Raw genomic sequence first — 13,715 nt, 5'->3', positions numbered from 1 at the left:
GACAGAAACTCAGCTTAGCAAGGAGATAGTGTTTCGGACGATGACCTCCGAATCCCGCGTGCGCGCCCGCCGCCTGCCCCTCGGGGTGGCGGTCGTCGTAGCGGTGGGGTGCGGCATCCTGATGGCCACGCAGTCGCGCATCAACGGCGAGCTGGGGCACCGGCTGGGCGACGGCTTCACGGCCGCCGCCATCAGCTTCTCGATCGGCCTCGTGATCGTGGCCGTCATCGTGGCGTTGCTGCCCTCGGCTCGCCACGGGGCGCGACTGGCGATCGCCGAGGCCCGCACGGGGACACTGCCGGCCTGGATGCTGCTCGCCGGCTTCGGGGGCGCCGTGTTCGTGCTCACGCAAGGGCTGGCATCCGCTCTCGTCGGTGTCTCGCTGTTCACGGTGGCCTTCATCGGCGGGCAGACCGTGTCGGGGCTCGTCGTCGACCGCGTGGGCATCGGGCCCGGCGGGCGGCGGTACCTCACCTTCCGGCGGGTGTTCGGCGCAGCGATCGCGTTCGCCGTGGTGGTGTGGTCGGTGGCGGCCCACATCGACCCGCAGGTGCCGGTGTGGCTGCTCGTTCTGCCCTTCGTCGCCGGCGTGGTGCAGGCCGTGCAGCAGGCGGCGAACGGACGGGTCGCGGCGGCGGCCGGATCGGCGGTGAGCTCGACGCTGTTCAACTTCGTCTCGGGCACGGCGCTGCTCGTCGTGATCGCGCTCGTGCACGCGGCGCTCGCCGGCGGGCTGCCCGCGGCGACGGTGTATCCGGGCGACTGGTGGCTCTACCTGGGTGGCCCGATCGGCGTCGCCTTCATCTTCGGGCTGGCCACCGCGGTGCGCGTCACCGGCGTTCTCCTGCTCGGGCTCTGCTCCATCACGGGGCAGCTCGTCGGCTCGATCGTCATCGACCTCGTGGCCCCCGGCTCCGGCCACTCGGTCGACTGGACCACCCCGATCGCCGCCGTGCTCGTGGTGGTGGCGGTGCTCGTGGTGTCGCTTCCGCCGCGCCGCCGGCCTGGATGAGCGGGTGACGGGTCAGGCTCGGCCCAGCGCGGCGGCCGCCACGAGGATGCCCGCGGTCGCCGCCCAGAAGACACCCACGAACACCCAGTCCCGGGCCCGGAACGGCACCAGATGCCGCTCGGTGCGCGTGGTGTGCGCCCCGAAGGCGCGCGAGTCCATCGCGAGCGACACCCGCTCGGCGTGCCGGATGCCGCCCGCCAGGAGCGGCACCACGTAACCCAGGTGACGGCGAGCGGCGGCGATCGGCCCGCGGCCGTGCGCCATCCCGCGCACCCGGTGCGCCTGCCGGATGACGTCGAGCTCGTGCCCGAACCGCGGCACGAAGCGGTAGGCGGCGAGTGCCGTGTAGCCCAGGCGGTAGGGCACGCGCAGTTGCTGAACGAGCGCGCGCACGAGGTCGGGGCCCGTGGTGGTGAGCCCGGCGACCAGCGAGAGCGTGAGGATGCCCGCGAGCCGCAGCGCGGTCGCCCCGCCCACCGCGAGCGCGCCGGCGTGGAACCGGTAGTCCCCGATCTGGAGGAGCAGCTCGGTGTCCGAGACGCGGGAGGCATCCGTCCAGAGCGCGAAGCTCACCGTGAGTACCGCCATGGCCGCCGGCAGCACGACGAAGAGTCCGAGCAGCGCCCGCCCGCCGAGGTGCGCCCCCACCAGCAGCAGCGCGATCGTCACCAGCAGGAAGGCCAGCGGAACCGGGATGCCGTGCGAGAAGATCAGCGCGATCATCGCCGGCAGCGGCCCCGCGATCTTCGCCAGCGGGTTCAGCCGGTGCAGGAAGCGCAACGGACCCCAGTCGCGCGCGTCGGCGTAGGGGTCGGTGCCCCGGCCGGCCTGGGCGTCCGCGGCGATCATGCGCGGGCCCCGCCGGGCTCCGGGGCCGCCGGGCCGAGCATCCGCACCGCCGCCTCGAGCCCGTCGAGACCGGTCACCCCGTGCCAGCGCGGGTCAGCGGTCGCCCGCAGTGCCTGCACGAGCGCCGGCGCGCGCAGCCCCGCCGACTCGAGCGCATCCGATCGCAGGATCTCGTCCGTCGTGCCGTGCGCCGCCACTGCGCCGCCCGCGAGCACGAGCACGTGCGAGGCGTGGTCGGCCACGAGCTGCAGATCGTGCGTGGCCACGATCACGGTGGTGCCCTCGGCGTTCAGCGCGCTCAGGATGCCGAGGAGCTCGGCCGCGCGCGCACGGTCCTGCCCGAAGGTGGGCTCGTCGAGCACGAGCACGGGGGCGCCCGCGATGAGCGCCGTGCCCACCGAGAGGCGCCGCTTCTGCCCGCCGGAGAGGAGGAACGGATGCGCGTCGCGCAGCTCGGTGAGGCCGAAGCGGTCGAGCATCCGGTCCACGCGGTCGGCGATGGCCGATGCGTGCAGGCTCGGGTCGGCGGCGCTCTGCAGCTCGAGTCCGTGGGCGAGCTCCTCGGCCACGGTGGCGCGGATGAACTGGTGCTCGGGGTTCTGGAAGACGAAGCCCACCGTGCGCGCGAGCGCACGCACGTCGGCGCGCGCAGGGTCGAGCCCGAGCACGTCGACGGTGCCCTTCGGGGGCGGCACGACTCCGGCGATCGCCTGCAGCAGGGTGGTCTTGCCGGCGCCGTTCGTTCCCACCACGGCGAGGAAGTCGCCGCGCCCGACCTCGAGGTCGATGCCGTGCAGGATGCTCGTGCGCGATTTCGCGACGCGCAGTCCATGCACGCGAACGGCGGGGTCGGCGCCGTCGCGCGCGGATGCTTCGGGCAGGGTGGGCGTCGGGGCGTCGGACGGGGTGCGCGAGCGCGACGGTGGGGTGGGGCCGGATGTCGGAGCAGGGCGCGACGGCGAGGTGGGCGACGGCGAGGCGGGCCACGGCGAGTGGGAAAGCAGGGCGGCCGGAGGCGGGGCGTCCCCGGCCGTGCCCAGCGCGTCGAGGGCCGCCGTCAGCTCGGCCGGGGTGAGCGGCAGCTCGGGCAGGGGGATGCCGGCGGCGCGCATCCGGAGTCCGGCGAGGGTCGCGGTGGGCAGCCAGACGCCCAGCTCGAGCAGCTCCGGCGCGCGCGAGCGCAGCACCGCGCCGGCCGGCCCCTCGGCCACGGGCCGGCCGTGCCGGTCGAGCACCAGCACGCGATCCACGAGGCCCATCGCCGCGTCGAGGTCGTGCTCCACCAGCACGATCGCGTGGTCGCGTTCCCGAACCAGCGCGGAGAGCACCGCGTACACCTCCTCGATGCCGCGCGGGTCGAGGTTCGCCGTCGGCTCGTCGAGCACGATCACCGGGGAGCCGAGGGCGAGTGCGCACGCGATCGCGAGGCGCTGGCGACCGCCGCCCGACAGGCGGTCCGGGTTCTCGGCCCGCCGCTCCCACAGCCCCACCTGCCGCAGTGCCCGCTCGGCCCGGGCCAGCACCTCATCGACCGGCAGACGCAGATTCTCGGGGCCGAAGCACACCTCGTCGAGCACGGTGCCGGTGACGATCTGCGCGTCCGGATCCTGAAAGACCATCGCGACGTGCTCACTCAGCGCCGCCACGGTGCTCTCCGTGGTGGGCGCGCCGGCCACCCGCACCTCGCCCTCGAGGGTCGCGGCGACCGCGTGCGGAACGAGTCCGTCGAGCGCGAGCGCGAGCGTCGACTTGCCGCAGCCCGAGGGCCCCAGGATGAGCAACACCTCGCCCGGGTGCACCGTGAACGTCACGCCGTCCGGCGTCGCGGCGGTGCTCCCGAGGTGCCGGATGCGCGCATCCGTCACCGCGATGAGGGGCGTGGGCTCGGTCATGGGTCCTTCCGCGGCGGGGCCGGCGCCGGGATGGTGCTCCGGCGGGCGGTCATCGCCCAGCTTAGGTAACCCTGAGTTGCGAAGAAGATGCATCTCGATGGATTCGCCGGCGACACTGGGATTTTTCAGGTGCCTCCCGCTATCCTCGAGGGAGCCCGAGGTTCTGAATTCGCTGCCCGCGGAAGAACCGATTCAGAAAGACCCGAAAGCACCCACGTTTGAGTAATCCGGAATCGCGCACTGGCGGCCTGCCGCTGACGCCCGCGAACCCGGATGCGCTGAATGCGGCGGCAGACGAAGGCACCCTCTCCCGGCGCGAGCGTCGTGAACGAGCAGCCCGCGCCGAAGCGCAGCGCCTCGCCGAGGCGGCGTCGTCCGCGAGAGCGGCTGAGGCCCGGGACGCCGAGACGGTCGCCGCCGTCACCGCGGCGATCGAGGTCGTTCCGGTCGCGCCGACGTCCGTGAGCGCTGCGGATGCCGCCGTCGTGACCGCCGCTGCGCCACTGTCGCGCCGCGAACTGCGAGAGCTCGAAGACAGCCGCCGTCGCCGCGAGGTGCAGCTGCGCCGCGAGGAACTGGCCACGCTCGAGGTCGCCGAGATCGGCACCGCCCCGCTCGAACCACAGCTCGAACTCGAACTCGCTCCCGTGCAGCCCGAGCCGGCGAACGCCGAGTTCTTGCTTACCCCGGCCCCCGTTCGCGCGCTCTCCCGCCGCGAGGTGCGTGAGCGCGCCGCCGCAGAGGGCGATTCCGCAGCCGTGCCGCCGCGCGCCGCAGCCGGGGAGCACGAGCCCGTCGTGACGGTCGCGGTCGCCGAACCGAAGCCGACCTCTGATGCCACCGGGAGCGACCCGGTCGCCGAAGCCGCGTCTGCGCCGGTTGCCCAGAATGCTCCGGTCGAAGCGGTCGCTCAGACCGCAGCCGGCGCCGAGTCCGCGGCGGCCGCCCGCCTGGCACCGGCCGCGTCGGTGCCGTCCTCTCGCCGGGCGCTCCGGCAGAGAGCCGCCGTCGGCGACCCGGCTCAGCCGGAGGCGCTCCTCCCCACGGCCGAAGACCAGCCGGCCCCGACCGCCACCGGCGTGATCGAGGCGGAGCTGCTCGAGACCCCCGCGACCGGCATCCCGGTCGGCGCCGTCGTCTCCGCAGGCGCCGAGCCCATCACGGTCGAGTTCACCGAGGTCGCTGCCTCAGACGCCGAAGCCGCCGGCGCCTCCCGGGAGTTCCCGCCCACCTTCGTCTCGGCCGCCGTGGTCGCGGACAAGGCGACGGACACCTCGACCTCGACCTCGGCCGGGACCGAAATGGGCGATGCTGCCGGCCGCGCGCTCGATGCGCCGGCCGACGCCGAGCTGCCCGGCCTCGAGAGCGCCCCCGCGGCATCCGTCGCCACCCGCCGCGGCGCTCGCAGCTCCGCCGTCGAGCGCACCGGCCGCTCGGCCACCTCCCGCACCGTCGCCGTGCGTGCGCCCCGCGTTCCGCGCATCCGCGCCCCGAAGGCCCCCCGCACGCGCGGCGCCCTCCGGAGGGGCTGGGCGAAAGCCGGTCTCAGCGGCGTCGCCATGGCTTTCGTGCTCGGGATCGTCGCGGTCACCGCCATCCCGTCGACCGTCTCGGCGAGCCCGATCGACGCGAACGTGGTCAACCTCAGCCTCAACGCCAACAGCTCGGCGCAGACCCAGCAGCTCGTCACCGCGGGCTCCTCCTCGTCGACCGTCAACCGCGACGGCTACGCGGTCACGAGCGCCGGACAGCTGCAGGCGGCCGGGTACTCCACCGCTCAGCTGCTCGTGGGCCGTTCGCTCGCGCAGGAGCTCGTGAACGCGATGGACTCCGGCAAGCTCGTCGGCTCGGTGCCCGACCACATGAAGGAGATCCGCTGGATCGCCCAGGGCGTCACGGTGCCCGACTGCGGCGTCGACTACCGGGTGCTCGAGATCATCGCCATCGCGGTGCGCAACTTCGACCAGGTCGGCGTCAGCGACATCAACCGCAAGTGCACCGGCCAGATCGAGGGCGCCGGCACGAGCTCCTCGCACTACGTCGACGGCGGCGGCCACGCGGTCGACTTCTACCTGCTCGACAACAAGAGCCTCAACGGCACCGACGCGGGCACGCTCAAGCTCATCAGCCTGCTCGACCCCGTGATGCCGCTCGGCGCTCACGTGGGTCAGGCCCAGTGCCGCGCCTCGGCCGGCATCAGCCTGAAGCTCTCGAACTGGACCGAGTTCGACGACGCCTGCACGCACATGCACGTCGACGTCCCGGTGACCGACGCACCGCTGCTGCTGACCGACTCCTCGCTGCTCGCCGCCGGCTGACCCCGCCTCCACCCGCAGCGCGCGATCGACCGGCTCGGAGTGTCCGGGCCTCAACCCGGCGCATCCGGCTCTCAGGCCTTGCGTAGCCCCCGCGTGACGCCGGTCGCCTCGAGCGCCCGGCCCAGCACGATCGCGAGGCCCGTGAAGATGACGGGGGAGAGCACCGATCCGGCGACGAGCACGATGGCACCCACCGCGTCCAGGTCGCGCGAGCCCACGAGCCGGTACATGCCGATCGCCAGGATGACGCCCGAGAACACCGCCCCGGCGAAGAACAGCCAGAGCGGCCAGTGCCGGTAGCGCCCGATCAGGAACGGCAGCTCCTGCACGGCGCCGATGCCCAGCGCGATCAGCGCGGCCCCGAAGCCGAGCGGCTGGAACGCCGCCGAGACGAGCCCCGAGAGCACGGCGACGAGCAGCGCCACCCCGCCGCGCCGGAACAGGAACTGCGCCAGCGCGCCCGGCACGAAGTAGACACCGAGCGTGAGCCCGTAGAGCATCGGGATGACGGCGTTGACGGTTCCACCGATGTACGCGTTCACGATGAACAGGATGCCGCCGGCCACCCCGATGGCCGCGCAACTCAGGAGCAGTCTCGTGCTGGTGTTCTTCATGGAGGCCTCCGGCACAAGCTTACGGGCCCGGCGGAACGCCTCCGTCCGGGCCCGTGGCCCCCCGTAGGGCGGAGTCGGGCGGCGGGCGCGATCAGCCCTTGACGATGTCCTTCACGTTCTCGCCGGCCTTCTTGGCGCTCGCAGCGGTCTGGTCGGCCTTGCCCTCGGCCACCTTCGAGTCGTCGCCGGTGACCTTGCCGACGGCCTCCTCGACCTTGCCCTTGATGTCCTGGGCGGCGTTCTTGATCTTGTCGGATGCGCTCATGAGATTCTCTCCTTCGTGTGTTCTCGGTGGTGTTCGCTGGTTGCTGCGGCGAGCGTCCGGTTGCCCGGACGCCAGGAGGAATTCCTTCGTCCCAGTGGCCGCGCGAGGCGAGCTGTGGCAGGTTCACTAGTAAGACGCGCCGCAACGGGGATTCGTCACGCGAGATCCCCGATGTGTTTCGGCGCCCGGCCCAGAATGGTTTGTGTGAGCGCCTCGACCCCTCCGCCCGGCCCCCTCGCCGACGCGCCCGACCGCATCCTGGCCGGACGTGCGGCCGACGGGGACACGCGCGCCTTCGAGGTGCTCGTGCGGCGCCACGGCGGGCTCGTGCGCGCCTACGCCACACGCATCCTCGGCGGCGCGACCGACGCCGACGACGTGGTGCAGGAGACCTTCATCACCGCGTGGGACAAGCTGCCCGGGCTCGACGACCTCTCGGCCGTGCGCTCGTGGCTGATGCGCATCGCGAACCGCAAGGCGCTCGACCGCATCCGGTCGCGGCATCCGGACGTGCCGATCGAGGACTGGGAAGAGCCGGCGCCCGCCGAGGAGGCCCCCGACCGCCAGGCCGAGGCCGGCTCGCGCCGCGCGAGTCTCATCGCCGCGCTCGACCGCATGCCGGATGCGCAACGGCAGTGCTGGGTGATGAAGGAGGTGGGCGGGCTCGCCTACGACGAGATCGCCGAGGAACTGGGCGTTCCACCGTCGACCGTGCGAGGGTTGCTGGCCAGGGCGAGACGACGATTGATGACCGAGATGGAGGAGTGGCGATGAACGCGAATACTCCGGCCGACGAGCCGCACGGCGACATCGTCGACCTGCTCGGCGACTATCTCGACCGCGGGGAGCAGCCGCCGCGCGAGCTGCTCGAGAACTCCCCGGAGAACGACCTCGCCTTCGCGGCGCTCGTGCGCATGCGCGAGGTCGCGGCCACGCTCGTCGAGGTCGACGCGGAGGGCTCGGGCGAGCCGGAGGACGACGGATGGGTGCAGAACATCCTCGGGAGCATCCAGCGCGAGGTGCGCTCCGGCCGGTCCATCCCGCTCACCCACCCCTCGCCGCGGGCCTCGCTCAGCCTCACCGAGGGCGCTGTGCGCGGACTCGTGCGCGCCGCCGGAGACTCGGTCGACGGCGTGCTGATCGGCCGTTGCTCGATCGAGGGAGACGTCGAGACCCCGCACGCGCCCGTGGTGGTGCGGGTGGAGGCGAGCGTGTTCTGGGGGGAGCGCATCCCCGAGCTCGCCGAACGCCTGCGCGCCGCGATCGGCGCCGCACTCCTGCAGCACACCGAGCTCGCGGTGGAAGCGATCGACGTGATCGTCACCGACGTGCATCTACGGCGCAGCTCGCCGGCGGACGCCCCCGCGGCCACCGCGGAGTCCGAGACCGCCGTCGCCGACGAGAGACCGGTGGCGCCGCACGAGGAAGGGACCCCCGAATGAGCGAGCCCGAGGCCGAGACCGAGCTCGCCGCCGAGCTCGACGCCGTGGTGCGTGCGGTGCCCGGGGTGCTGCAGACCTATCCTGCCCAACCCGCGCTTCTCGCCGCCGTCACGCAGGCCGCTTCCGTGGTGCTGCGCACGCCGCTCGCACCGCCCGTGGGCGTCTCGCGCGACGCCGACGGCGTCTCGGTGCGGGTCACGATCGCGGTGAGCGATAAGCGGCCGGCCGCCGAGACGTGCCGCGCCGTGCACGATGCCGTGGTCGGTCACCTGGCGGAGTCGGCCGTGCGTGCCGGGCGCGCCGCGGCATCCGCCGTCGATCGCGACGTCGATCCCGGCGCCGACTCGGTCGCGCGTGTGACGGTGGAGGTCGCCCGCATCGGCTGAGCCGTGCGAGCATCGGACCATGGACCATCCGGAGATCCGCGCACGCCGCCTGCGCCGCGCCCGCCTGCGCTTCGGCGCCATGGGTGTCGTGGGAGTCATCGTCACCGTGGTGCTCATCGTGCTCGGCCACGCCGACATCAGCGCGATCGCGGGCTGGGCCGCCGCCTGCATCGTCTACCTGGTGTGGATCTGGCTGACGATCGGCCCCATGGATGCGCGCACCACCGCCCTGCACGCCCACCGCGAAGATCCGACGCGCACCACCAGCGACGTGCTGCTCGTGCTCGCAAGCACCGCGAGCCTCGTGGTGGTGGTGTTCCTGCTGGTGCTCTCCAACGGGGCGGCGGGCGTCACGCGAGACGTGCTGAGCGCGGTCGCCATCCTGAGCGTCGTGCTCTCGTGGCTGCTCATCCACACGCTCTTCACGCTGCGTTACGCGGTGCTCTACTACTCGGGCACGCGCGGCGGCGTGAGTTTCAACCAGGACGAGCCGCCGGCGTACGGCGACTTCGCCTATCTGGCCTTCACCCTCGGCATGACGTTCCAGGTCTCCGACACCAACATCACCTCGACGCCCATCCGGCGGGCCGTGCTGCGGCACGCACTGCTGTCGTACCTCTTCGGCGCCGTCATCCTCGCCACCCTGGTGAACCTGATCGCGGGCTTCACCTTCTGATCACGAAGACCGTGAACACGGCGGCCAGCACGGCCAGCACCCCGAGCAGCAGGCCGATGCGCACGAGTGCCGTCCAGGGCGAGATCCGGCGGTGACGCAGCGCCGCCCGGCGCGTGGCGAAGAGGGTCACACCGGCCGCGACGGCCACGCCCGCGGCGACGAGAGTGCCCAGGAGGAAGCCGCCGCGCAGGCACGCGAACGCCAGCACCACGGCGATCATCGAGGTGGAGAGAGCGGTGCGCTGCCAAGCGAGAGCCGTGCGCTCAGGCTGGAGGCCCGGGTCGCGCGGGTGCGGCTCGCTCACCCGGCGGCCCCCGCCGCGTGCAGGAGCTCGAAGACCGCGTAGCCGGCGAGCACGAGGGCGAGCACGAGCACCCCGCCCACCAGCCACGGCAGGGCGGCCGGAACAGGCAGGGGGCGGCCGAGGCGGATGGCCCGCTCGGCGCGCCGCCACGAGAACAGGGCCGACACGGCGAGCGCCCCGCCCGCGAGGCACGCCACGAGCGCGAGCAGGTCGACGGCCCAGGGCAGGTCGGCGATCGTGCCGAGCGTCGTGAGCGCCACCCCGCCGGCCACAAGCGAGAGCCCGGTGCGCACCCAGGCGAGGGCGGTGCGCTCGTTCGCGAGGCTGAAGCGGTAGTCGGGCTCCGAACCCACGCCGTAGACGGAGCGGGGGAGGCGATGGTCAGTCGGCTGAGCATCCGGCTCGGGCCGTTCGACGGACTCGCCGCGTTCATCCATACCCGAACTCTAACGCGGCCGCCCCCAGGCCTTCCTCGAGGCGGTCGGCTAGAGTGTGGTCAGATTCGAGCCGTTCTCGAGAAGGAGCCCCATCGTGACGTTGACATCGGCACTCCTCGCCTCTGCCCCGGCTGACGCGGGCCTGGCGGCGTCGAACCTCGCCCAGACGGGCGCGAGCGGCCAGCTGGCGCTCATCATCGGCGGCATCGCGGTGGCCGCACTCGTGGTGGGCGGCATCGTGCTGCTCATCCTGCGCCGCCGCCGCTCCGGCAGCTGAGCGCGGCACGCCCCGGGCGCGCGAGCGGCGGGCCCGCCTCCTAGCCGAAGGCCTCCACGATCGGGCGGAACTTCATCTTGGTCTCGAGGTACTCGCGCTCCGGATCGGAGTCGGTCACGATTCCGCAGCCGGCGTACGCCGTGATGTCTCCGGATGCATCCACCTGCGCCGAGCGCAGCGCCACGGCCCACTCGCCGTCGCCGTCGGCGCCCACCCAGCCCACCGGGCCGGCGTAGCGCCCGCGGTCGAAGGGCTCGAGCTCGTGGATGAGGGCGAGCGCCTCGGTGCGCGGGGTGCCGGCGACCGCGGCCGTGGGGTGCAGCGCGGCGATCAGGTCGAGCGAGGTCGAGCCGTCGCTCAGCGTTCCCTCGACGTCGCTCGCGAGGTGCCAGAGGTTCGGCAGCTTGAGCGTGAACGGGATGTCGCTGGCGATCAGATTGCGGCTGTGCGGGGCGAGCGCGGCCACCACGCTCGTCACGGCGTAGCCGTGCTCGTCGAGGTCCTTCGCCGAGGTGGCGAGGGCGACGGCCTTGTCGTGGTCGGCCTCCGCATCCGTTCCGCGTGAGGTGGTGCCGGCGAGCACGCGGGCGCTCACCGCGCCGTGGTCCACCCGCACGAGCGTCTCGGGGCTCGAACCGATGAAGCCGTCGACCGCGTAGGTCCAGCAGTCGGGGTAGCCGAGGGCGAGATCGGTGAGCGGGCGCCGCAGGTCGGACTCGCTCGGCAGGTGGCCCACCAGGTCGCGCGCGAGCACGACCTTCGAGAGGTCGCGGTCGTCGATGCGCTCCACGGCCTTCTCGACCGAGGCGCGGAAGGCATCGGGCGACATCGCACCGGGCAGCAGGCTGAGCCGGAATTCCGGCCCGAGCGCCCGCGGCGCCGGAACGGCGATCGTGGCGGCGTCTTCACCCTCCACCGTCACGCGGGTCACCCAGAAGCGCCCGTCCCGCTTGCCGAGCAGCAGGCGCGGCACGATCAGCACGCTCGTGGCCGCGGAGTCGTCGGCGAAGGCGAAGCTGCCGAAGGCCACGAGACCGGTGCCGGGGGCGCCGATCGGGTCGGTGACGGTGGCGGCGTCGGCCACGCTCTTCCACACGGCGCAGGCGTCGAGCATCCGGTCGGCTCCGCTGAACTCGAGCCGTAGCGCCTCGCCGACGCCCGCGATGCCCTGGCCCTTGCGCATCCAGATCAGCGGATGCCGCGGGTCGATCAACGGGATGAGCAGCTTCAGGTCGTCGACCCGGCTCGTCTCGACGCGAAGGCGAGGGATCGGATGCGGTGCTGTGCTCACAGAATCAGCCTACGCCGCGCGGGATGCGCCCTGTCGCGGGGGCCGGATGCTCACAGCGCTCACAGGGTTCGTTCGGCTCGCACGCCGCTGCCAGACAACGGAACGTAAACTGTGAGCGTGACGAAGGCAGACCTCAGCAAACGACCCGAGCAGGTGTCTGCGATGTTCGATCAGGTCGCCGCCGGCTACGACCGCACGAACACCGTCCTCTCGGTGGGCAACGCGACCCTGTGGCGCATCGCCACCACCCGGGCCGTCGGCCCGCGGCCGGGCGAGAAGATCCTCGACCTCGCCGCCGGAACCGGCACCTCGAGCGCCTCGCTCGCCCGCAGCGGCGCCCACGTCGTGGCCGCCGACTTCTCGCCGGGCATGATCGAGGTCGGCCGGCGGCAGCAGGCCGGCGTGCCCAACATCGAGTTCCTCGTGGCCGACGGCATGGACCTGCCCTTCGACGACGACTCCTTCGACGCCGTCACCATCTCCTTCGGCCTGCGCAACATCGTCGACCCGCGCAAGGCGCTCACCGAGCTCTACCGCGTGACGGCGCCCGGCGGCCGCATCGTGATCTGCGAGTTCAGCAAGCCGGCGAAGCCCATCCGCGCGGCCTACTACTGGTACCTCAAGCACGTGATGCCTCCGCTGGCCAAGGTCGTGAGCTCCAACGTGCCCGCCTACGACTACCTCTTCGAGTCGATCGAGTCCTGGCCCGACCAGAGGACCCTCGCCGGATGGCTGCGCGCCGCGGGCTTCCGCGACGTGCGTCACCGTGACCTCAGCGCGGGGATCGTGGCCCTGCACCGGGGAGTGAAGCCGTTGCCGTCCGCGGCGGAACCCGAGAAAAAGTAGGCTTGTGAACGTGACCCCCAGTCTTCGCCGCGCCACGGGCCGGTCGACCCCGCTGTCGCTCGCCGACCGGTTGTTCTCCACGGGAGAGGACCGGCGCACCGCGCGCCTGATCGAAGACTCCATCGGCGCCCTCGAGGCGCGCCTCTCGCTCGAGACCAAGTTCACCGGCGGCCTGGTCGACGTGGTGTCGCGCTACCTGCTCGAGGCGGGTGGCAAGCGGGTGCGGCCCATCCTGGCCTTCCTCACCGCGCAGCTCGGGCAGGGCGTCACCGACGAGGTCGTCACCGCGGCCACCTCCATCGAGCTCACCCATCTCGCCTCGCTCTACCACGACGACGTGATGGACGACGCCGACCAGCGCCGCGGCGTGCCCTCCGCCCAGTACGTGTGGGGCAACTCGGTGGCCATCCTCACCGGCGACCTGCTATTCGCGCGCGCCAGCGCCCTGCTCGCCCAGCTCGGCGAGCGGGCCATCCGCCTGCAGGCCGACACCTTCGAGCGGCTCTGCCTCGGCCAGCTGAACGAGACCATCGGCCCGCAGGACGGTGAGGACGAGGTGGAGCACTACCTCCGCGTGCTCGCCGACAAGACCGGATCGCTGATCTCGGCCTCGGCCCAGCTCGGCGTCATCTTCGGCGGCGGCGACCCCGCGTACGAGGAGCCCGTGCGCGAGTTCGGTGAGAAGGTGGGCATCGCCTTCCAGCTCGTCGACGACGTGCTCGACATCGCGCCGAACGCCGACGACACCGGCAAGACGCCGGGCACCGACATCCGGGCCGGCGTCGCCACGCTGCCCGTGCTCTTCCTGCGCCGCGAGGCCCTGGCCGACCCGGCCGCGGCCGCTCTGCTCGCCCGCCTCACCCCCGAGGCGCTGGCCGCGAGCTCCGACGGCGGCGACGACGCCATCCGGATGCTCCGCGAGCACCCGGTGACGCAGCGCACGGTCGACGAGGCCCGCCGCTTCGCCCGCGAGGCGACCGAGGCGATCGGCGTGCTGCCCGAGGGCACCGTCAAGAAGACCCTCGCGCGCTTCGCCGGCACCGTCGTCGAACGCACCAGCTGACCCCTCCGCGCGCACGCGCATCCCGGGCTCCTGCCCCTCACCC

The 13,715-nt window shown here is 72.7% G+C and carries 16 protein-coding genes; 9 read left to right on the top strand and 7 right to left on the bottom strand.

The annotated features are described in order from the left end of the window. Window positions 1-40: 40 nt before the first annotated feature. On the top strand, window positions 41-1,012 hold the full coding sequence (locus VD659_RS03555) for a DMT family transporter (protein WP_423259748.1): 972 nt from the start codon (window positions 41-43) through the stop codon (window positions 1,010-1,012). A gap of 12 nt (window positions 1,013-1,024) precedes the next feature. Here VD659_RS03555 and VD659_RS03550 read toward each other — a convergent pair whose 3' ends face one another. Together VD659_RS03550 and VD659_RS03545 are read right to left on the bottom strand one after the other, a co-directional pair. Further along, a complete protein-coding gene (locus VD659_RS03550) occupies window positions 1,025-1,861 on the bottom strand; it encodes an energy-coupling factor transporter transmembrane component T family protein (protein WP_423259747.1) in 837 nt (278 codons plus the stop codon). Then, window positions 1,858-3,753, bottom strand: coding sequence for an ABC transporter ATP-binding protein (locus VD659_RS03545; RefSeq protein ID WP_423259746.1), 1,896 nt, complete (start codon window positions 3,751-3,753; stop codon window positions 1,858-1,860). The genes VD659_RS03550 and VD659_RS03545 overlap by 4 nt, the downstream gene beginning before the upstream one ends. A 218-nt stretch (window positions 3,754-3,971) precedes the next feature. Here VD659_RS03545 and VD659_RS03540 point away from each other — a divergent pair, with 218 nt between their 5' ends. Then, the gene (locus tag VD659_RS03540; RefSeq protein WP_423259745.1) at window positions 3,972-6,071 is read left to right on the top strand and encodes a hypothetical protein; all 2,100 of its coding nucleotides are present in this window, start codon (window positions 3,972-3,974) and stop codon (window positions 6,069-6,071) included. Between the two features lie 71 nt (window positions 6,072-6,142). Here the strand turns inward: VD659_RS03540 and VD659_RS03535 are convergent, their stop codons facing one another. Both VD659_RS03535 and VD659_RS03530 read right to left on the bottom strand, forming a co-directional pair. Continuing rightward, window positions 6,143-6,685 (bottom strand): ECF transporter S component, encoded by a 543-nt coding sequence (locus VD659_RS03535; protein WP_423259744.1) that lies wholly within the window; start codon window positions 6,683-6,685, stop codon window positions 6,143-6,145. 91 nt (window positions 6,686-6,776) lie between these two features. Then, window positions 6,777-6,950: a CsbD family protein gene (locus VD659_RS03530; RefSeq protein WP_423259743.1), complete on the bottom strand. Its 174-nt coding sequence runs from the start codon at window positions 6,948-6,950 to the stop codon at window positions 6,777-6,779. Between the two features lie 204 nt (window positions 6,951-7,154). Here VD659_RS03530 and VD659_RS03525 point away from each other — a divergent pair, with 204 nt between their 5' ends. Genes VD659_RS03525 through VD659_RS03510 form a run of 4 tightly spaced genes read left to right on the top strand, consistent with a single transcriptional unit; the run spans window position 7,155 to window position 9,454 of the window. Then, window positions 7,155-7,724: an RNA polymerase sigma factor gene (locus VD659_RS03525; protein ID WP_423259742.1), complete on the top strand. Its 570-nt coding sequence runs from the start codon at window positions 7,155-7,157 to the stop codon at window positions 7,722-7,724. Then, complete coding sequence (locus VD659_RS03520) at window positions 7,721-8,392, top strand: Asp23/Gls24 family envelope stress response protein (RefSeq protein ID WP_423259741.1); 672 nt, start codon at window positions 7,721-7,723, stop codon at window positions 8,390-8,392. The genes VD659_RS03525 and VD659_RS03520 overlap by 4 nt, the downstream gene beginning before the upstream one ends. Next, the gene (locus tag VD659_RS03515; protein WP_423259740.1) at window positions 8,389-8,778 is read left to right on the top strand and encodes a hypothetical protein; all 390 of its coding nucleotides are present in this window, start codon (window positions 8,389-8,391) and stop codon (window positions 8,776-8,778) included. The genes VD659_RS03520 and VD659_RS03515 overlap by 4 nt, the downstream gene beginning before the upstream one ends. 19 nt (window positions 8,779-8,797) lie before the next feature. Beyond that, complete coding sequence (locus VD659_RS03510; RefSeq protein ID WP_423259739.1) at window positions 8,798-9,454, top strand: DUF1345 domain-containing protein; 657 nt, start codon at window positions 8,798-8,800, stop codon at window positions 9,452-9,454. Here the strand turns inward: VD659_RS03510 and VD659_RS03505 are convergent. Both VD659_RS03505 and VD659_RS03500 read right to left on the bottom strand, forming a co-directional pair. Beyond that, complete coding sequence (locus tag VD659_RS03505) at window positions 9,444-9,758, bottom strand: DUF202 domain-containing protein (protein ID WP_423259738.1); 315 nt, start codon at window positions 9,756-9,758, stop codon at window positions 9,444-9,446. The genes VD659_RS03510 and VD659_RS03505 overlap by 11 nt on opposite strands. Then, window positions 9,755-10,195 (bottom strand): YidH family protein, encoded by a 441-nt coding sequence (locus VD659_RS03500; RefSeq protein ID WP_423259737.1) that lies wholly within the window; start codon window positions 10,193-10,195, stop codon window positions 9,755-9,757. The genes VD659_RS03505 and VD659_RS03500 overlap by 4 nt, the downstream gene beginning before the upstream one ends. 94 nt (window positions 10,196-10,289) lie before the next feature. Here VD659_RS03500 and VD659_RS03495 point away from each other — a divergent pair, with 94 nt between their 5' ends. Continuing rightward, window positions 10,290-10,472, top strand: a complete 183-nt coding sequence (locus VD659_RS03495) for an LPXTG cell wall anchor domain-containing protein (protein ID WP_171010813.1) — start codon at window positions 10,290-10,292, stop codon at window positions 10,470-10,472. A gap of 40 nt (window positions 10,473-10,512) precedes the next feature. Here the strand turns inward: VD659_RS03495 and VD659_RS03490 are convergent, their stop codons facing one another. Next, window positions 10,513-11,763, bottom strand: coding sequence for an isochorismate synthase (locus VD659_RS03490; RefSeq protein ID WP_423259736.1), 1,251 nt, complete (start codon window positions 11,761-11,763; stop codon window positions 10,513-10,515). 162 nt (window positions 11,764-11,925) lie between these two features. Here VD659_RS03490 and VD659_RS03485 point away from each other — a divergent pair, with 162 nt between their 5' ends. Both VD659_RS03485 and VD659_RS03480 read left to right on the top strand, forming a co-directional pair. Beyond that, on the top strand, window positions 11,926-12,609 hold the full coding sequence (locus tag VD659_RS03485; RefSeq protein ID WP_423260042.1) for a class I SAM-dependent methyltransferase: 684 nt from the start codon (window positions 11,926-11,928) through the stop codon (window positions 12,607-12,609). 10 nt (window positions 12,610-12,619) lie between these two features. Continuing rightward, window positions 12,620-13,672: a polyprenyl synthetase family protein gene (locus tag VD659_RS03480; RefSeq protein WP_423259735.1), complete on the top strand. Its 1,053-nt coding sequence runs from the start codon at window positions 12,620-12,622 to the stop codon at window positions 13,670-13,672. Window positions 13,673-13,715: the final 43 nt, after the last annotated feature.

Origin of the sequence: Herbiconiux sp. 11R-BC (assembly GCF_049472555.1) — a bacterium.
Lineage (GTDB): Bacteria > Actinomycetota > Actinomycetes > Actinomycetales > Microbacteriaceae > Herbiconiux.
This window is presented reverse-complemented; position numbering and strand designations above follow the sequence as displayed.